This is a genomic window from Streptomyces sp. NPDC001393 (assembly GCF_053597455.1).
The window spans coordinates 28,687-46,643 of record NZ_JBSFIH010000036.1 but is presented as its reverse complement, the minus strand read 5'-3'; the positions used below and the strand labels follow the sequence as shown (position 1 = coordinate 46,643).

Genomic DNA, 17,957 nt, shown 5'->3' with positions numbered 1-17,957 from the left:
TCAAAGAGGAGCGGCCGCCCGTTCACCGGCCTGTGCCGGCGCTGGCTCGTCGTGTGTGCGAGATTCAGCGCTCTTCTTCGGAAGCGGTGTTCGGAACGGACGTCAGCCGCTCCGTCTCGTCCTGTATCTCAGCGGCGATCTTCTTGAGTTCCGGCTCGAACTTGCGACCGTGGTGGGCGCAGAAGAGCAGCTCTCCGCCGCTGAGCAGGACGACGCGCAGGTATGCCTGGGCGCCGCAGCGGTCGCAGCGATCGGCGGCCGTCAACGGGCTCGCGGGGGTCAGAACAGTAGTCACGTCGCCTCTTCTCTAGCTCGACGAGCTGTCGTACCAGGGTCAACATCCAACCAGCCCGAAAACGTTCCCGCTCGTGGCTTTTCCTCGAAGAAATCTTCCGGGGCGGCTGTCTGCTGCCGGTTGGCGGCGAATGTGCCGTAGTGCGTCTCTTGTGGTGCTTACGGTTTCGCGCAGTGTTGTGTTTCGGTCCTCCAGGCCGGGTTGCCTGTTGTTCAGGAGGACGTGCCCGGAGCCTAAATGGTTCATGCCTCCAAGGGAACGTGATATGTACTTCACTCCATCGAGGGATCGAACATGCATGCGAGCCTGGACTAGTCTGAGTTCCCGACGAGGGTGGCGTTACACCGGCTCTACCAGGCCTCGGTACCCTCTGAGCGGCGACCGAAGCCGCCCCCTTACCCAGTAGGGGGTCAACTGAAATTCAGCGAGGAGCGAACCGCGTGACCGCCGATACGTCCGTGCCGTCCACAGCGCTGCTGGCAGGAGCAGACCGGGACGGTTCCAACTACACCGCGCGGCACCTGCTCGTCCTCGAGGGCCTCGAGGCCGTGCGCAAGCGCCCGGGCATGTACATCGGCTCGACCGACAGCCGCGGTCTGATGCACTGCCTGTGGGAGATCATCGACAACTCCGTGGACGAGGCCCTCGGCGGCTACTGCGACCACATCGAGGTGATCCTCCAGGACGACGGATCCGTGGAGGTGCGCGACAACGGCCGCGGCATCCCCGTGGACGTGGAGCCCAAGACCGGCCTGTCCGGCGTCGAGGTCGTCATGACCAAGCTGCACGCGGGCGGCAAGTTCGGTGGCGGCTCGTACGCCGCCTCCGGCGGTCTGCACGGTGTCGGCGCCTCCGTGGTCAACGCCCTCTCCGCCCGTCTCGACGTCGAGGTGGACCGCGGCGGCCACACGCACGCCATCAGCTTCCGGCGCGGCGTGCCGGGCGCCTTCGCGGGCGACGGCGCCGACGCGAAGTTCGAGCCCAAGAGCGGCCTGCGCAAGGCCAGGAAGATCCCCAAGACCCGGACCGGCACGCGCGTGCGCTACTGGGCGGACCGCCAGATCTTCCTCAAGGACGCGAAGCTCTCCCTGGAGACGCTGCACCAGCGCGCCCGGCAGACCGCATTCCTGGTGCCGGGCCTGACGATCGTCGTCCGCGACGAGTTCGGCCTGGGCGAGGGCGGCAGCAAGGGCGAGGAGTCCTTCCGCTTCGACGGCGGCATCAGTGAGTTCTGCGAGTACCTTGCGGGCGACAAGCCGGTCTGCGACGTCCTCCGTTTCTCGGGTAAGGGCACCTTCAAGGAGACGGTCCCGGTCCTGGACGAGCACGGCCAGATGACGCCGACCGAGGTCACGCGTGAGCTGGGCGTGGACGTGGCGTTGCGCTGGGGCACGGGCTACGACACGACTGTCCGGTCCTTCGTCAACATCATCGCCACCCCCAAGGGCGGCACCCATGTCTCCGGCTTCGAGCAGGCCGTGACGGGCGTGTTCAACGACGTGCTGCGCGCCAAGAAGCTGCTGCGGGTGGCCGAGGACAACATCGTCAAGGACGACGCCCTCGAGGGCCTCACCGCCGTCGTGACCGTGCGCCTGGCCGAGCCGCAGTTCGAGGGCCAGACCAAGGAGGTCCTGGGCACCTCGGCGGCCCGCCGCATCGTGAACAACGTGGTCACCAAGGAGCTGAAGGCGTTCCTGACCAGCACGAAGCGGGACGCCGCGGCGCAGGCCCGGGTCGTCATGGAGAAGGTGGTGGCCGCCGCCCGCACACGCGTCGCGGCCCGCCAGCACAAGGACGCCCAGCGTCGTAAGACCGCCCTGGAGTCCTCGTCCCTGCCGGCGAAGCTCGCCGACTGCCGCAGCGACGACGTCGACCGCAGCGAGCTGTTCATCGTCGAGGGCGACTCCGCGCTCGGTACGGCCAAGCTGGCGCGGAACTCCGAGTTCCAGGCCCTGCTGCCGATCCGTGGCAAGATCCTGAACGTGCAGCGGTCGTCGGTGACCGACATGCTCAAGAACGCCGAGTGCGGCGCGATCATCCAGGTCATAGGAGCGGGCTCGGGCCGCACCTTCGACATCGACCAGGCCCGCTACGGCAAGATCATCATGATGACCGACGCCGATGTGGACGGCTCCCACATCCGCTGCCTGCTGCTCACGCTGTTCCAGCGCTACATGCGGCCGATGGTCGAGGCCGGCCGGGTCTTCGCCGCGGTGCCGCCGCTGCACCGCATCGAGGTCGTCCAGCCGAAGAAGGGCCAGGACAAGTACGTCTACACGTACTCCGACCGCGAACTGCGGGACAAGCTCATGGAGTTCCAGAGCAAGGGCATCCGGTACAAGGACTCCATCCAGCGCTACAAGGGCCTGGGTGAGATGGACGCCGACCAGCTGGCCGAGACCACGATGGACCCCCGTCACCGCACACTGCGCCGCATCAACCTGTCCGACCTGGAGGCCGCCGAGCAGGTCTTCGACCTGCTGATGGGCAACGACGTGGCGCCGCGCAAGGAGTTCATCTCCAGCTCGGCGGCGACGCTGGACCGGTCGCGCATCGACGCGTAGCCGCTGCACCGGGCCTCGGCCGACGGGCTTGCCCGGGGTGGGCCGACCAACCGGTCGGCCGAGTGCCCGAGGAGGGCTGACGCCGGCGGCCGAGGCGGGCGACGGGGATCGGTGGCCGCCGGAGGGGCGGTGGGTCTGCACCTCGGGCCGGGTGGTGCCTGCTTCCCCGGGTTTGCCGAGGTCGTCCCGACGAGCTTCGGCGACGGCCGGATGGGCTTTCGCCGACCGCCGGATGGTCTTCCTTCACCGGTCGGACGCGGCGGCCGGTGGGTGGCGGCCTGGAGGCCGAGCCCGTCCTGCGGCTGTGACGACGGTGGCTGGTGCCGGCACCGCGGCCCGCGGTGCACACGGCCGGGCCGATGAGCGCCCTGGTCCGGCGTCGGTGGGGCGAGGCTCGTGGGCGCGTTCGCCGGCGCTTCCGTCAGCCCCGCATTCCAGGCCGAGCCGTCGTGAGCGCCGCGCAGCTCCGGCGACTCGGGCGGGCGGGTACCGGGTCCCACCCTGTCACCGGCGCCGTCGTCCAGGAGCCCGTGCCGCTCATGGCCGGTCGGCCGGAAACCTGCCCCGACCGACCTCCACGCCGGACCGGCAGACGCGCCCGCCGGATCTACACCCGTGGGTGGAGACGAGCCGCCCCGGGTTTCCACCCGTGATCCACCTCGGCTCCGATCTCCCGACCTGCGCTTTTCCGTAGTTTCGTAGTGTCGGCAGCACCCGCTCCCGGCACCACCTTCCCGCTCACGGAGGCTTTGATGTCCGGGCTCGTCAACGCGCTGGTGATCGTGGCCGTCGCCGCCATAGTGATTGCGCGGCAGTTCCGTGCCCGCGCGATCAACACCGACCGGCGCTGGTGGCTGATCCCCGCGGTCCTCGCCGTCGTCGCGCTGCGTGAACCCGGCATCCTCGACGCCCACCACCGTGCGGAATCCGCTGTGCTGCTCGCGGTGGAGCTGTTCATCGGCGTGGCCACCGGCGCCGGCTGGGCCTGGACGACCCGCATCTGGACGGAACCGGACGGCGTCGTGTGGACCAAGAGCACCGAGGCGAGCGTTGCGGTGTGGACCGTGGGCATAGCCCTCCGCATCGGCATCTACGCCGTCGGCACCGTGCTCGGCCTGCACCAGGACAGCTCCGCCCTGATGTGCGCTCTCGCCGCCACCCTGCTGGTCCGCGGCGGAGTCCTGGTCTGGCGGGCGCAGTCCCTCGGCACCGCAGACCGCCCCGCCCCGGCGTACGGTGACGGCATGCGGTCGGTCAGGAGGGAGCGCGCGTGAAGGAGAACGCCTGGACACTCTGGCCGTCACGGGAGGCGCTCGGCCGTGAGGGAATCTCCCGGCCCCGGCGCATGATCGCCTGGTCTGTCAGGTGCCTGGTGATCGCCATGCTCCTGTGGGGCGCGTACCACCAGAGGCATGTCGGCCCCTGGGGCGCACTCGCCGCGGTGATCGGAGTCTTCGCCACCGCACTCTTCGCCTGGGCATTCTTCCGGACCACCTACCAGCACCGGCTGGTGCCCTCCCTGATGCTGATGGCCGCGCTCATGGGCATTGCGGTCGCCGCTGAGGCCACCGGGTTCAGAGGACCGGCCCTCTTGATCTTCTGCGGCTGTGGGATCGGTGCCCTGGAGCGGCTGCCGCTGGCGGCCGCGGCTCCGGTGACCTCGGTGGGCCTGGCCGCCTACGCCGCCTTCAACAACGACGTCTGGCTGACCACGGCCGCCTCGGTCGCGGGCATGGCCCTCGCTGGATACGTCCTGCGGCTGGACGCCGAAGCCCGCGGCCACGCGCAGCAACTGCTCGCTCAGGAGCGCGCCGCCCGGGCGGCCGAGGCGGAGTCCGCGGCGCTGGCCGAGCGTGCCCGCATCGCACGGGAGATCCACGACGTGCTGGCCCACAGCCTCTCGGCGCAGCTGGTGCATCTGGAGGCGGCCCGGCTGCTGATCGAGAAGGGGGCGGATCGTGAACGCATCCTGGAGCGGGTGGTGGCCGCCCGGGGCATGGCCCGCGACGGACTCGCCGAGACCCGGCAGGCCCTGTCCGCGCTGCGGGGCGAGCTGACCCCGCTGGAGGACTTCCTGAGCGAACTCGTCAGCGAGGCCGACCGCGCCGAGGTCACCGTGACGGGTGAGCGCAGACCCCTGCCGGCCGAGGCCTCCCAGGCCGTGCGCAGGGTCGCCCAGGAGGCGCTGACGAACGTCCGCAAGCACGCCCGGGGCGCCAAGGTGCACCTGCGACTCGACTACAGCGAGCACGAAGTGACGCTGGACGTACGGGACACGGGCGGGCGGCCGGGCGAACTCACGGGGTCAGGAGCCGGGTACGGTCTGCTGGGGATGCGCGAGCGGGCCGAGCTGCTGGGCGGCTCACTGGACGCGCGGCCGGACGAGGAGGGGTTCGTGGTGACGCTGAAGGTGCCTGTATGACGGAGACGGAGGGGAAGAAGAGGCCCGCACGGGTGGTGGTCGCCGACGACCAGACCGTGGTCCGGGAAGGCATCGTGATGCTGCTCGGCCTGCTGCCGGGTGTTGAGGTCGTGGGCGCCGCCGGAGACGGCGAGGAGGCGGTGCGACTGGTCGGAGAACTGGCCCCGGACGTCGTCCTGATGGATCTCAGGATGCCCCGCTGCGACGGCGTGGAGGCCACTCGGCGGATCCGGGAGCAGTTCCCGGGGACCCAGGTCGTGGTGCTCACCACGTACGCGGACGACGAGTCGCTGTTCCCCGCGCTGCGCGCCGGCGCCCGGGGGTATCTGACCAAGGACGCGGGCGGTGACGAGATCGTGCGTGCCGTGGAGAGCGTGTTGTCGGGGGACGCGGGTCTGTCGCCGAGTGTCCAACGCCGGTTGCTGGAGCGGCTGTCCCAGCCCGAGCCCGGCCCGCCGGCGACCGCCGAGGCACCGCCCGACGGACTGACCGCGCGGGAGACCGAGGTGCTGCTCCTGATCGCCGAAGGGCTCAGCAATCAGGAGATCGCCCGCAAGCTGCATGTGTCGACCGCGACCGTGAAGACACACATCAACAACCTCTTCTCGAAAACGGGCCTCAAGGACCGTGCGCAGGCGGTGCGTTACGCCTACAGCAAGGGACTGGTGCGGCCGCCCACACAGGGAATCACCTGATGGGGTGAAGAGCCGGAGGAAGAAGAGCCGGGGATCTGCCCGATCTGTCCATCCTTGGGCATGCAGTCAAGCAACGGTCGTGCCCGTGGAGCCGGGGACGGTCCCGAGAGTTCGGCCGAGAACCAGCAGGACCACGGCGTGCCCTCCCGCGACGTCAGGTACGAAGACCCTTGGTACGACCCAGTGGCCTCCGGCTGGGGCGAGATGGACGGCGCCGGTGTCCCGGCGCAGGCGGTGCCGCCCGACCGCGGGGAGCTGAGCGGAGCGACGGTTCGCGCACGCGATGTGTATGTCGAGGTGCAGCGCAGTGCGGCCTTCCAGGAGGTGCGCACCAGGTACCGGCGGTTCGTCGTGCCGGGAGTCGCCGCCTTCCTCGCCTGGTACGTGGGCTATGTGGTCACCGCCACGACCGCGCCGGGGCTCATGGCCCGGCCCGTGGCGGGAGCGCTGAACGTGGCCATGCTGGCCGGGTTGGGGCAGTTCCTCACCACGTTCCTGCTGACCTGGGCCTATGCCCGGCACGCGCGGCTGCGGCGGGACCGGGCGGCGCTGGAGCTGCGCTGGGACACCCAGGAACTGACCCGCGACGTGTGGGGGGTGCCTCGTGACCGGTGATCATCAGACGCCGGCGCTGCTGTTGTTCAGCGGTTTCGTGGCCGTCACCCTCGGGATCACGACATGGGTGAGCCGTCGCCGGCATGGTTCGGCGGAGGAGTTCTACGCCGGGGGGCGGCTGTTCTCTCCCATGGAGAATGGTTTTGCCATCGCGGGTGACTACATGTCGGCCGCATCCTTCCTCGGGGTCACCGGACTCATCGCGCTGTACGGGTACGACGGGATGCTGTACGTCGTGGGCTTCCTGGTGGCCTGGTTGGTGGTGCTGTTCCTGGTGGCCGAACTGGTGCGCAACTGCGGGCGGTTCACCCTGGCCGACGTGGTGGCCGCGCGGATGAGCGAGCGGCCGGTGCGGATCGCGGCGGGAACTTCCTCGGTCACCGTGTCCGTTCTGTATCTGGTGGCGCAAATGGTCGGCGCGGGCAGCCTGGTGGCGCTGCTGCTGGGACGGACGAGCGGGGCCGTGCAGGCCTGGGCGGTCATCGGGGTCGGCGCCCTCATGGTGGTCTATGTGTCGTTGGGAGGGATGCGGGCCACAACCTGGATCCAGATCGTGAAGGCGGTGCTGCTGCTGAGCGGCACGATCGCGCTGACCGTCCTCGTCCTGCTCCGGTTCCACGGCGACATCGACCGCCTGCTGCTCACGGCCGCGGACCGCAGCGGTCATGGAAGGGCGTTCCTGGCGCCGGGGCTGAAGTACGGCGGGACCTGGACCGCCCGCCTGGACTTCATCAGCCTGGGACTCGCCCTCGTGCTGGGCACGGGGGGACTGCCGCACATCCTGTCCCGTTTCTACACGGTGCCCACCGCGCGGGCCGCCCGCCGTTCGGCGGTGTGGTCCATCGGGCTGATCGGCGGCTTCTACCTGATGACGATCGTCCTGGGCTTCGGGGCGGCGGCGGTGGTGGGGACGGATGCGGTGCGCGGCTCGAACGCGGCCGGGAACACGGCGGTGCCGCTGCTCGCCCTCGACCTGGGCGGTGGCGCGGGCTCGACTGGTGGAACGGTTCTGTTCGCGGTGGTCGCCGCGATCGCCTTCGCCACGATCCTCGCGGTCGTCGCCGGTATCACGCTCGCCTCGTCGGCATCGGTGGCGCACGATCTGTACGCGTCGCTGCGGCGCTCGCGCGGCCGGGTACGCAGCGAGGTGGCGGTGGCGCGCTGGGCGGCGGTCGGCATCGGTGTCGTGGCGATCGCGCTCGGCCTGCTGGCCCGTGACCTCAACGTCGCCTTCCTCGTCGGTCTCGCCTTCGCCGTCGCCGCGTCGGCGAATCTCCCGGTGCTGCTGTACTCGCTGTTCTGGCGCGGCTTCACCACCCGCGGCGCGGTGTGGGCCGTGTACGGCGGGCTGATCCCGGCGCTCGGACTGGTGCTGCTCTCCCCGGTGGTCTCCGGCAGCCCGGCCTCGCTGTTCCCGGACGCCGACTTCCAGTACTTCCCACTGCAGAATCCGGGCATCGTCTCCATCCCGCTCGGCTTCCTCGCCGGCTGGCTCGGCACGATCACCTCCGACGAGGTCGCCGACGAGGCCAAATACGCCGAGACGGAGGTTCGGTCGCTGACCGGCGCCGGCGCCGTGTAGCCGGTCACCGGCGCCCGGCACGAACCCCTACGGCGCGACCCAGGCGTACCGGTGCTCCGGCCGGCCGGTGTCGCCGTACTTCAGAGAGAGCCGGAGGCGGCCGGCCTGCTCCAGGTGGCGGAGATAGCGCTGGGCCGTGGAGCGGCTCAGGCCGGTCCTGGCGGCGACCTCGTGGGCGGACAGCGGCTGGTGGGCGCGGTGCAGGACGCGGCAGATCAGATCGGTCGTGGGCTCCGAGTGGCCGCTCGGCAGGCCGGGCGCGGACGGTGCGGGCGACGTCCGCAGCGCCCCGAAGATCCGGTCGACCTGCTCCTGTCCGGTCAGGCCGTGGCCGCCGACCCGGTCCACCGTGCGACGCAGCGCGGCATAGGAGTCGAGGCGGGCGCGCAGGGCGGCGAAGGTGAAGGGTTTGACCAGGTAGTGCAGGGCGCCCAGGCGCATCGCCTGCTGCACGGTCGTCACATCACTGGCCGCGGTGATCATGATGACGTCCGTGCCGTGACCCTGCTCCCGCATGCGGTGCACGAGATCGAGACCTGTCCGGTCCGGCAGATAGTGGTCGAGCAGGACCAGGTCGATGGTGCCGCGTTCCACGGCGGCCAGTGCCTGGGCGGCGCTGTGCGCGCGGGCGGTCACCCGGAAACCGGGAACCTTTCCCACGTACTTGGCGTTGATCTCGGCGACGCGGAAGTCGTCGTCCACGACCAGGACGTCAATCATCAGGCCTCTCCTTCAAGGCCGACGAGCGTTGAGCCCGTGATTCGGCTCCGCAGTTGTAGCGCGAGCAAAAAGAGCACAACAGACTCTTGCAAGCAGAAGAACGGCTTGTGCTCACAAGACTCCTGCCGTGGCCGGGGCCACACCTACCGTCCCCGGCCATGAGCGCACACACCAGCCCCGCCATCGAGCTGCGGGGCGCGAGCAAGACCTTCAGAACCCCGTCCGGGGGACTGCACACGGTCGTATGCGGTCTGGATCTCACTGTCGAATGCGGTGAGTTCGTGGCCGTCGTGGGCCCGACCGGCTGCGGCAAGTCCACCACGCTGACGCTCGTCAGCGGTCTGGAGGAGCCCACCGAGGGCGAGGTGCTGGTGGCCGGCGAGCCGGTCGACGGTGTCGGCGACAAAGTCGGCTTCGTCTTCCAGCAGGACGCCACCTTCCCCTGGCGCACGGTCCTGTCCAACGTCATGGCCGGCCCCCGCTTCCGGGGCGCACCGAAGGCCGAGGCCAAGGAGAAGGCCCGGGAGTGGCTGGCCCGCGTCGGCCTCGCCGCCTTCGAGGACCGTTACCCCCATCAGCTCTCCGGCGGTCAGCGCAAGCGCGTCGCCCTCGCCGCCACGTTCGTCAACGACCCCGGGATTCTGCTGATGGACGAGCCGTTCTCGGCGCTGGACGTGCAGACCCGGGCGCTGATGTCGGACGAGCTGCTGGAGCTGTGGGAAGGCACGGGCGCCTCCGTCGTCTTCGTCACCCACGACTTGGAGGAGTCCATCGCGCTCGCCGACAAGGTCGTCGTGATGACCGCTGGGCCCGCGACCGTGAAGCAGGTCTTCGACATCGACCTGCCCCGGCCGCGCAAGGTCGAGTCGGTGCGCCTGGAGCCGCGGTTCATCGAGATCTACCGCGAGATCTGGGAGTCCCTTGGCGAAGAGGTCCGCATCACCCGTGAGAGGGGTGCCGCTCATGTCGCCTGACGTCATGCCCGAGGCCCGGGTCGCACCGGCGATGACCGAGCCGGCCGACAAGACGAACCGGGCGCAGGCCCGCGCGAAGGCCGCGCGTCGGCACAGAGCCTTCGTCATCGCCGCGCGGGTGCTGCTGCTGGTGGCCGTCCTAGGGCTGTGGGAGGGACTGTCCCGGGCGAAGATCATCGATCCGTTCAACTTCTCGATGCCGTCGAAGATCTGGGACCAGATCTGGACCTGGGTGATGCACGGAACCGCACTCGGCTCGCTGGGCGAACAGATCTGGTACACGCTGCACGAGGCACTGCTCGGCTGGGTCATCGGTGTCGTCGCCGGTGTGCTCCTGGGTATCGCCCTCGGGCGGGTCAGATTGCTCGCCCAGGTCCTTGGTCCCTACATCAAGGTGCTCAACTCGATCCCCAGGATCGTGCTTGCGCCGATCTTCCTGATCTGGTTCGGGCTCGGGCCGTCCTCCAAGGTCGCCTCCGCCGTCGTGCTGGTGTTCTTCCCGGTGTTCTTCAACGCCTTCCAGGGCGCCCGGGAGGTTGACCGCAACCTGGTGGCCAACGCCCGCATCCTGGGCGCCAGCGACCGCCGTGTGACGCTCCAGGTGGTCATCCCATCGGCCACCTCCTGGATCTTCACCAGCCTCCACGTCAGCTTCGGCTTCGCCCTCATCGGCGCGATCGTCGGCGAGTACATCGGCGCGACCAAGGGCATCGGCCTGCTCGTCGCGCAGTCGCAGAACACCTTCAACGCCGCCGGTGTCTATGCCGCGATGGTCATCCTCGCCGTCGTCGCCCTCGCCGCCGAGGGGCTGCTGACCTTCGCCGAGCGCCGCATCTTCCGCTGGCGGCCCACCGGTTCCGACAGCTGACCGGCCCCTCCCCGGACCAGCCCCCCACGCCTTCCCCGTACCGCCCTCTCACAAGGACGTGAACCGCATGCGCAACACCGCCAGATACGCCGCCCTGGCCGCCGCCGGCCTGCTTGCACTCTCCTCGCTCACCGCCTGTGCCAACGACGCGGCCGGCTCCACGGCCGACACCGGGAGCGACTCCGGCGGCGGCATGGGCGAGTCCGTCAAGATCATGGTCGGCGGGCTGGACAAGGTCATCTACCTGCCCGCGATGCTCACCCAGCGCCTCGGCTACTTCGACGCCGAGGGTGTGAACGTCCAGCTTCTGAGCGAGCCCGCCGGTGTCCAGGCCGAGACCGCGCTCGTCTCCGGCCAGGTGCAGGGTGCGGTCGGCTTCTACGACCACACTCTCGACCTGCAGGTCAAGGGCAAGTCGGTGGAGTCGGTCGTGCAGTTCTCGCGTGCGCCGGGCGAGGTCGAGGTGGTGTCCGGCAAGGCGGCAGGCAGCCTCACGTCGCCCAAGGACTTCAAGGGCCGCAAGCTGGGGGTGACCGGGCTCGGTTCCTCCACCGACTTCCTCACCAAGTACCTGGCGGTCAAGAACGGCGTGAACGTCAGCGAGTTCACGCCCGTCGCCGTAGGTGCCGGACCGACGTTCATCGCGGCCCTGCAGAAGGGAGCGATCGACGGCGGCATGACCACGGACCCGGCCGTCGCCACGATCCTGGACAAGAAGGCGGGCAAGGTCCTCATCGACATGCGCACCCCCGAGGGCTCCCAGAAGGCGCTCGGCGGGCCGTACCCGTCGTCGAGTCTGTACATGCAGACGGACTGGGTGAACGGGCACAAAGACACCGTCCAGAAGTTGGTCAACGCATTCGTCAAGACGCTCAAGTGGATGTCCGCCCACAGCGCCGACGAGATCGCCGCCAAGATGCCCGCCGACTACTCCCAGGGCGACAAGGCGCTCTACGCGCAGGCCATCAAGAGCACCCTGCCGATGTTCACCGACGACGGCGTGATGCCCCGGGGCGGCCCCGAGACCGTCGAGAAGGTCCTCAAGTCGTTCAACCCCAGCATCAAGAACGCCAAGGTCGACTTGAGCAGGACCTACACGACCGAGTTCGTCAACGCTGCCAAGTAGCCGCCGGGTAGCCGAGTCCGCTCAGCCGCGGGTCGCCCACACGTAACGGTGTTCCGGGCGGCCCGCGTCGCCGTACTTGAGCGTCAGCCGCGCCCGTCCGGTGCGCTCCAGGAGCTTCAGGTACCGCTGGGCCGTCTGCCGGCTCACCCCGTCCGCTCGCCGATCTCCTGGGCGGACAGCGGCCCTTCGGAGGTCATCAGCGCCTGACGCACCAGCTCGGCCGTCGTCGGGGAGTGCCCCTTGGGCAGCTCCGGCTCCGACGGCGCGGACAGGGCGCCGAAGATGCGGTCCACCTCCGCCTGCTCGGCCTCGCCGCCGCCGTCCAGGGTCCGCCGCAGCTGGGCATACGCCTCCAGCTTGGCGCGCAGACCGGCGAAGGCGAACGGTTTCACCAGATACTGCAGCGCCCCCTGTCGCATCGCGGCCTGGACGGTCGACACGTCCCGCGCCGCCGTCACCATGATCACGTCGGTCTGGTGGCCGCGCCGGCGCATCTCCCGGACCACCGCGAGACCGGTGTCGTCGGGCAGGTAGTGGTCCATGAGGACCAGGTCCAGCCGCGGCAGCGCCTCCACCTGCCGCAGCGCCTCGGCGGCGCTGTGCGCCTCGCCGGCCACATGGAAGCCCGGCACCTTCTCCACGTACGCGGCGTTGACCCGGGCGACGCGGGTGTCGTCGTCCACGACCAGGACCTCGATCATCGGGTCTCCTCCTCGGTGACGGCAGCGGGCTCCAGGGACCTCTCGAGCGCGGCGGGTTCCAGCTCCGGCTCGGTGAGCGCCTCCGGCAGGACCACGGTGAACTCCGCGCCGCCCCCGGGCGCCTCGCCCACCGTCGCGCTCCCGCCCTGCCGTTCGGCGAGCCGGCGCACCAGCGAGAGCCCGAGGCCCCGTTTGCCGTGCGCGGGCGGCTCCTTGGTGGACCAGCCGTCCCTGAAGACCAGCTCTCGCTGACCGGCCGGGATTCCGGGGCCCGTGTCGTGCACCCTGAGGACGACAGTACGGCCCTCGGTGCGCAACTCGACCTCCACGCGCGCGTGCAGCGTGCCGGCGACCGCGTCGAGGGCGTTGTCCACCAGGTTGCCCACGACCGTGACCAGTCCGCGTGGATCGATCAGCCGGTCGGGCAGCCGGGTGCGCTCCGACACCCACAGCGCGACGCCACGCTCGGCCGCCACCGTCGCCTTGCCGACCAGCAGCGCCGCGAGCAGGGGATCCTGGATCTTCTCGGTGACCTGTTCGGCGGTGACCCGGTGGTCGCCGACGACCTCGCCGACGAACTCCACGGCGTCGTCGTACATCTCCAACTCCAGCAGTCCGAGCAGGGTGTGCATGCGGTTGGCGTGCTCGTGGTCCTGGGCGCGCAGGGCGTCGATCAGCCCGCGCGTGGAGTCGAGTTCGCGCCCCAGCTGCTCCACTTCGGTGCGGTCGCGCAGGGTGGCCACGGCGCCGCCGTCGTCGGTGGGCATGCGGTTGGCGACCAGCACACGCCGGCCGCGCACGGTGAGGAGATCGGTGCCGGTCACCCGGCCGGCCAGGACGTCCGTCGTACGGCCGGCGCCGAGCGCCTCGTCCGGGGTGCGCCCGACGGCCTCGTCGCCGATGCCCAGCAGCCGTCGCGCCTCGTCGTTGAGCAGGCGGACACGACCGCCGCGGTCGAGGGCGACCACGCCCTCACGGATGCCGTGCAGCATCGCCTCGCGCTCCGCGAGCAGCGCCGAGATGTCGGAGAAGGCCAGGTCCCGGGTCTGCCGCTGCACCCGCCGGGAGATCAGCCAGGCGGCCAGCGCGCCCACCGCGAGAGCGCCGCCGGCGTACGCGAACAGACCCGGGATCGCGCTGATCAGCCGCGCCCGCACGCTGTCGTAGCCGATACCGACCGAGACCGCACCGATGATGCGGCGGTGGGTGTCGTAGAGCGGCACCTTGCCGCGGGCCGAGCGGCCCAGGGTGCCCTGGTCGATCTCCATGACCTCCGTGCCGCCCAGGGCCTCGCTGGGGTCGGTGGAGACGTGCCCGCCGATCTCCGAGAGGGTGGTGTGCGACCAGCGCATGCCCCGCCGGTCCATCACCACGATGTACTCGGCGCGCGTGGCCTTCCGTATCCGCTCGGCCTCCCTCTGCACCGGGCCGTTCGCGGTCGGCGGCGTGGTCAGCACACCCTCGGCGATCTGCGGGTCCTGAGCCGTGGTCTCGGCGATGGCCAGCGCGCGGCGCATCGCCTCCTGGTCCAGTTGCTTGCTCAGCGGTGTCAGGAACAGCCCTGTCGCGAGCACCGCGACCCCCGCGGCGATCGCCACCTGCATCAGCAGCACCTGCGAGAACACCCGCCGTGGCAGACCGAGGCGCAGGCGGCGTGCGCGCGGAGTGGGGCTCATACCCACGACGGTACGTGGGGTGACCCGACGCGCCCCAGAAGGTGTGGTGGGGATCTCTTGACCAGTTCTTGAATGAGTGAGCAGTTCTTGAATGAGGGCGTCGCTGCCGGGAAGGGGGCGCTCAGCTCGCCAGCGCCGTCGGCCTCAGCTCGCGCACGGCCACGACGTCCATCCGCGTCGGCGTGCCGAGTACCGTCGCGCCGCAGCTCTCCGGGCGGGGCGGCAGCGACGCCCCCTGCACCACGGTCACCCGCCAGCGGCGCCCGTCCGCGTGCCCCACGGTGACCTCCCAGTGCGGGGCCGCGCCATCGGTCCGTACGACGCTCAGCAGCCCCGCCCGGTACTCGCCCGCCGCCGACCGGACGGCCAGCTCGGCCGCCTGACCGGGCCGTTCCCAGGCGGAGCAGCCGCGGCACCCCTCGACCACCACGCGCCCCTCCTGTGCGCCGTCCAGTGCCTCCTTGATGGTGTGCGCCTCGGCGCGGCCGTAGGCGTAGCCGTGCGGCAGGACGAGCACGGTCGGCGAGAAGCGATGTCCACCCAGATGGGTGACCTCCCAGACTCCGCGCACCCCCGAGGCCGACAGTTCGGCGGCGAGCGGGCGGCCCAGGAGGGCGCAGCAGCGGTCGCGTTTGCCGTTGGTGCACACGAACGCGAGCGGGTCGCCGCGGTACGGCCGCCCGCCGAGCGCGGCGCCGAAGGAACGGTGGTCACCCGCTCCCAAGGCGGCGAAGTCGAGGCCGAGCAGGCGGCGGGGATCGCGGGTCGTGGCGCTGTGCAGCCATCCGCGGCCCGGCACGGTGTGCGCGGCGTACACCTGGCGGACGGCGGGCCTGCCGGGGTCGGCGTGGCGTCCAGGGTGCCGGATGAGCGCGACGCGTACGCCGGTTGCCTCGGCGGCCGCCTCCAGCGCCCGCCCCACGGCGGGGTCCAGGTGGCTCGAAGTGAGCGCCTTGACGCCCCACGGGCCGGGCTGCTCCAGCAGCAGCCACGTCGTCGCCGTGGCCGCCGTACCGGAAACGGGCTCGTCGAGGCTCCGGGAGACGGTCGCGCACCTACTCACAGAGGTGAGCCTAACCTGACTCTCCCTGGGGCGACTTCCGGCCGCGGCTGTGTCCTGCGCCCTCGGCTGTCACGCAGGACCTCGGGGCGCCTGTTCAGGGAGCGGCTGCGGGGGCCGCGGGCCGACGTAGTGGCCCACCGGGCGCATGCGCAGCGGGCGCTCGCCGTACTCCTCCAGGGCGTGGGCGATCCAGCCCGCCGTCCGCGCTACGGCGAAGATCGTCTCGCCGGCCGTCGCGGGCATGCCGCTGGACGCGGTGAAGACCGCCAGGGCCAGGTCGACGTTGGCGTGCAGCGGGGTGTGCCGGGCGGTGGTGGCGACGATGTCCCGGGCGGCGAGCAGGGCGGACTCCGCGCCCGGAACCCGTTCCAGGAGGCCGAACAGCACGCTCGCGCGCGGGTCCTCGCCGGCGTACAGCCGGTGGCCCAGCCCTGGCACCCGGCGGCCCGCGCGCAGTTCGTCGGCGATCACCGGGACGGCCGTGCCCTGGTCGAGCACGTCGAGCAGCATGCGATGGGCGGCGCCGCTCGCGGCGCCGTGCAGCGGGCCCTCCAGGACGCCGAGCCCGGCCGAGACGGCCGCGTAGGCGTGCGCGCGGGCCGAGGCGGCGACCCGGACCGCGAGCGTGGAGGCGGCCAGATCGTGGTCGGCGAGCAGGGCGAGCGCGGTGTCCAGGACGCGCAGGGACGCCTCGTCGGCGGCATGGCCGGTGAGCCGGCCCCAGAGCCGGTGCGCGAGCGGACCGTCGTCCTTGTGGTCGCGCCGGACCGGCGGCAGCGCGGCGACGAGTGTGGGGATCAGGATCCGCGCGGTGTTGAGCACGGCGGCCTCGGACAGGTCGAAGCGCAGCGGATCCTCGGCCGCCGCGGCGACGGCCGCCACGCGCAGCCGGTCGGTGGGGGAGGCGTGCTCGGACAGGGCGGTCACCGCGCGGCGCGCGACCTCGACGGTGGGGGCGGGCGCGGCGAAGGTGATGCCCGGGGTGAGCCGGCCCGTCCACAGCCACTCCGCGACCTCCTCGTAGGAGTGACGCAGCGCCAGCTCGACGGCGTCCACGCCGCGGAAGTAGTACCGGTCCTGCTCGATCAATGTGATGCGGGTCCGGACCGACAGGTCCCCGCCGGAGCCCGGGGTGCCGGCCGCCTCCCGGCGGTGGCGCCGGGCGAGGGCCTCGACCTCCTTCGCCTCGAAGGTGCTGGCACGGCCGCCGGGCTCGCGCCTGCTGCTGAGCAGGCCGCGGCTCACGTACGCGTACACCGTCTCCGGCTTCACGCCGAGCAGTTCGGCGGTCTCCTTGGTGGTCAGCCTGCGCCCGGGACGGCCGGGAGCGGGTTCGTGATCGCGCATGGGGGTCACCGTAGCCGCTCTGCACATATTGATCGATCACATTGATTAAATCAATATTGACAAAAAATCAGTCAAGCATGGACAGTCGGATCAAGTCCAGGGAGGAGAACCATGGCCATCAACAGGACCGCAACCCCGCTCATCGACGCACCGCGCGGCCTCGCCGGCGTCGTCGTCACCGAGACCCGGATCGGCGACGTCCGGGGGCGCGAGGGTTTCTACCACTACCGTCAGTACTCGGCCGTCGACCTCGCGCGCACCCGGGGCTTCGAGGACGTCTGGCACCTCCTGGTCCACGGCGCACTCCCGGACGCGGAGCGCCGGACCGCCTTCACCGCCGAGACCGCGGCGCTGCGACGGCTGCCCGAGGAGGTCCGCGCGGCCCTGCCCGCGATCGCCGCGGCGAGCCGCGCCTGCGGCCCGCTGTCCGGGCTGCGCACGGCCCTGTCCCTGCTGGGCTCGGCCCGGGGGCTGCGGCCGGTGTACGACATCGACACCGACCGGCGCCGCACCGACACCCTGGCCGTCTGCGCGGCCGTACCCACGCTGCTCACCGCCCTGTACCGGCTCGGGCAGGGCCTTGACCCGGTCGAGCCGCGCGAGGACCTCCCGTACGCGGCCAACTACCTGTACATGCTGAACGGTGAGGAACCGGAGCCGCGGCGGGCGCGTGCCGTCGAGCAATACCTGATCTCAACCATTGATCATGGATTCAATGCATCAACCTTCACGGCCCGCGTCATCGCCTCCACCGGCGCCGACGTGGCCGCCTGCCTGACCGGAGCCGTGGGCGCCCTGTCCGGGCCGCTGCACGGCGGCGCGCCCAGCAGGGCCCTGGACACCCTGGACGCCATCGGCTCCCCGGACCGGATCGACCCCTGGATCCGCGAGCGGGTCCTCGCCGGCGACCGGATCATGGGCTTCGGACACGCCATCTACCGCACGGAGGACCCCCGTTCGCGGATGCTGCGGGAGATCGCCCTCGGCTTCGGCGGTCCGCGCGTCGACTTCGCGGTGGAGGTCGAGCGCCGCGTCGAGGCGATCCTCGCCGAGCTGAAGCCCGGCCGCGAACTCCACACCAACGTGGAGTTCTACGCCGGCGTGGTCATGGAGCTCTGCGGACTGCCCCGCGAGATGTTCACCCCCACCTTCGCCGCGGCCCGGGTGGTGGGCTGGAGCGCCAACATCCTGGAGCAGGCGGCCGACTCGAAGATCATCCGTCCGGTCGCGCGGTACGTGGGACCGACGCCGCCGGTCGCGGTGCCGGCCGCCGGCTGACGCACCCGCCCCAGGCGCCCCTCCTATCCTG

Annotated in this window: 15 protein-coding genes and 1 pseudogene; 10 read left to right on the top strand and 6 right to left on the bottom strand. The window is 70.9% G+C overall.

What is annotated here, in order from left to right; translation table 11 throughout:
- Positions 1-64 precede the first annotated feature (64 nt).
- On the bottom strand, positions 65-295 hold the full coding sequence (locus ACWC2T_RS30840; RefSeq protein ID WP_030735014.1) for a DUF7455 domain-containing protein: 231 nt from the start codon (positions 293-295) through the stop codon (positions 65-67).
- 440 nt (positions 296-735) lie between these two features.
- Between ACWC2T_RS30840 and ACWC2T_RS30835 the strand changes: the two genes are divergently transcribed.
- The 6 genes from ACWC2T_RS30835 (at position 736) to ACWC2T_RS30810 (ending at position 8,173) form a co-directional block, all read left to right on the top strand.
- A complete protein-coding gene (locus ACWC2T_RS30835; RefSeq protein ID WP_450673626.1) occupies positions 736-2,859 on the top strand; it encodes a DNA gyrase/topoisomerase IV subunit B in 2,124 nt (707 codons plus the stop codon).
- 752 nt (positions 2,860-3,611) lie between these two features.
- Positions 3,612-4,133 (top strand): DUF1453 domain-containing protein, encoded by a 522-nt coding sequence (locus ACWC2T_RS30830; RefSeq protein WP_450673625.1) that lies wholly within the window; start codon positions 3,612-3,614, stop codon positions 4,131-4,133.
- Entirely contained in the window at positions 4,130-5,281 is a 1,152-nt protein-coding gene (locus tag ACWC2T_RS30825) for a histidine kinase (RefSeq protein WP_450673624.1), read from the top strand. The genes ACWC2T_RS30830 and ACWC2T_RS30825 overlap by 4 nt, the downstream gene beginning before the upstream one ends.
- The gene (locus ACWC2T_RS30820) at positions 5,278-5,976 is read left to right on the top strand and encodes a response regulator transcription factor (RefSeq protein ID WP_450673623.1); all 699 of its coding nucleotides are present in this window, start codon (positions 5,278-5,280) and stop codon (positions 5,974-5,976) included. Before ACWC2T_RS30825 ends, ACWC2T_RS30820 begins: the two co-directional genes overlap by 4 nt.
- Positions 5,977-6,036: 60 nt before the next feature.
- The gene (locus tag ACWC2T_RS30815; protein ID WP_450673622.1) at positions 6,037-6,591 is read left to right on the top strand and encodes a DUF485 domain-containing protein; all 555 of its coding nucleotides are present in this window, start codon (positions 6,037-6,039) and stop codon (positions 6,589-6,591) included.
- Positions 6,581-8,173 carry a solute symporter family protein gene (locus ACWC2T_RS30810; RefSeq protein ID WP_450673621.1) on the top strand — a complete coding sequence of 531 codons (1,593 nt, stop codon included), beginning with the start codon at positions 6,581-6,583 and terminating at the stop codon, positions 8,171-8,173. The genes ACWC2T_RS30815 and ACWC2T_RS30810 overlap by 11 nt, the downstream gene beginning before the upstream one ends.
- Positions 8,174-8,200: 27 nt before the next feature.
- On the opposite strand, the gene ACWC2T_RS30805 is transcribed toward ACWC2T_RS30810, so the two are convergent.
- The gene (locus tag ACWC2T_RS30805; protein WP_450673620.1) at positions 8,201-8,893 is read right to left on the bottom strand and encodes a response regulator; all 693 of its coding nucleotides are present in this window, start codon (positions 8,891-8,893) and stop codon (positions 8,201-8,203) included.
- A 158-nt stretch (positions 8,894-9,051) separates the two neighbouring features.
- Between ACWC2T_RS30805 and ACWC2T_RS30800 the strand changes: the two genes are divergently transcribed.
- From ACWC2T_RS30800 to ACWC2T_RS30790, 3 genes are all read left to right on the top strand, one after another.
- Positions 9,052-9,867 carry an ABC transporter ATP-binding protein gene (locus ACWC2T_RS30800; RefSeq protein ID WP_450673619.1) on the top strand — a complete coding sequence of 272 codons (816 nt, stop codon included), beginning with the start codon at positions 9,052-9,054 and terminating at the stop codon, positions 9,865-9,867.
- The gene (locus tag ACWC2T_RS30795; RefSeq protein ID WP_450673618.1) at positions 9,857-10,735 is read left to right on the top strand and encodes an ABC transporter permease; all 879 of its coding nucleotides are present in this window, start codon (positions 9,857-9,859) and stop codon (positions 10,733-10,735) included. Before ACWC2T_RS30800 ends, ACWC2T_RS30795 begins: the two co-directional genes overlap by 11 nt.
- 67 nt (positions 10,736-10,802) lie before the next feature.
- Positions 10,803-11,861 (top strand): ABC transporter substrate-binding protein, encoded by a 1,059-nt coding sequence (locus ACWC2T_RS30790; protein ID WP_450673617.1) that lies wholly within the window; start codon positions 10,803-10,805, stop codon positions 11,859-11,861.
- Between the two features lie 21 nt (positions 11,862-11,882).
- Here the strand turns inward: ACWC2T_RS30790 and ACWC2T_RS30785 are convergent.
- The 4 genes and pseudogenes from ACWC2T_RS30785 to ACWC2T_RS30770 form a co-directional block, all read right to left on the bottom strand.
- Positions 11,883-12,562 (bottom strand): annotated as a pseudogene (locus ACWC2T_RS30785) (response regulator).
- Positions 12,559-14,238, bottom strand: coding sequence for an ATP-binding protein (locus ACWC2T_RS30780; protein ID WP_450673616.1), 1,680 nt, complete (start codon positions 14,236-14,238; stop codon positions 12,559-12,561). The pseudogene ACWC2T_RS30785 and the gene ACWC2T_RS30780 overlap by 4 nt, the downstream one beginning before the upstream one ends.
- Before the next feature lie 121 nt (positions 14,239-14,359).
- A complete protein-coding gene (locus ACWC2T_RS30775; protein ID WP_450673615.1) occupies positions 14,360-15,301 on the bottom strand; it encodes a sucrase ferredoxin in 942 nt (313 codons plus the stop codon).
- 69 nt (positions 15,302-15,370) lie between these two features.
- Positions 15,371-16,648: a citrate synthase gene (locus tag ACWC2T_RS30770; RefSeq protein WP_450673614.1), complete on the bottom strand. Its 1,278-nt coding sequence runs from the start codon at positions 16,646-16,648 to the stop codon at positions 15,371-15,373.
- A gap of 111 nt (positions 16,649-16,759) precedes the next feature.
- On the opposite strand from ACWC2T_RS30770, the gene ACWC2T_RS30765 reads away from it, so the two are divergent.
- Positions 16,760-17,926, top strand: coding sequence for a citrate synthase (locus ACWC2T_RS30765; RefSeq protein ID WP_450673613.1), 1,167 nt, complete (start codon positions 16,760-16,762; stop codon positions 17,924-17,926).
- Positions 17,927-17,957 lie beyond the last annotated feature (31 nt).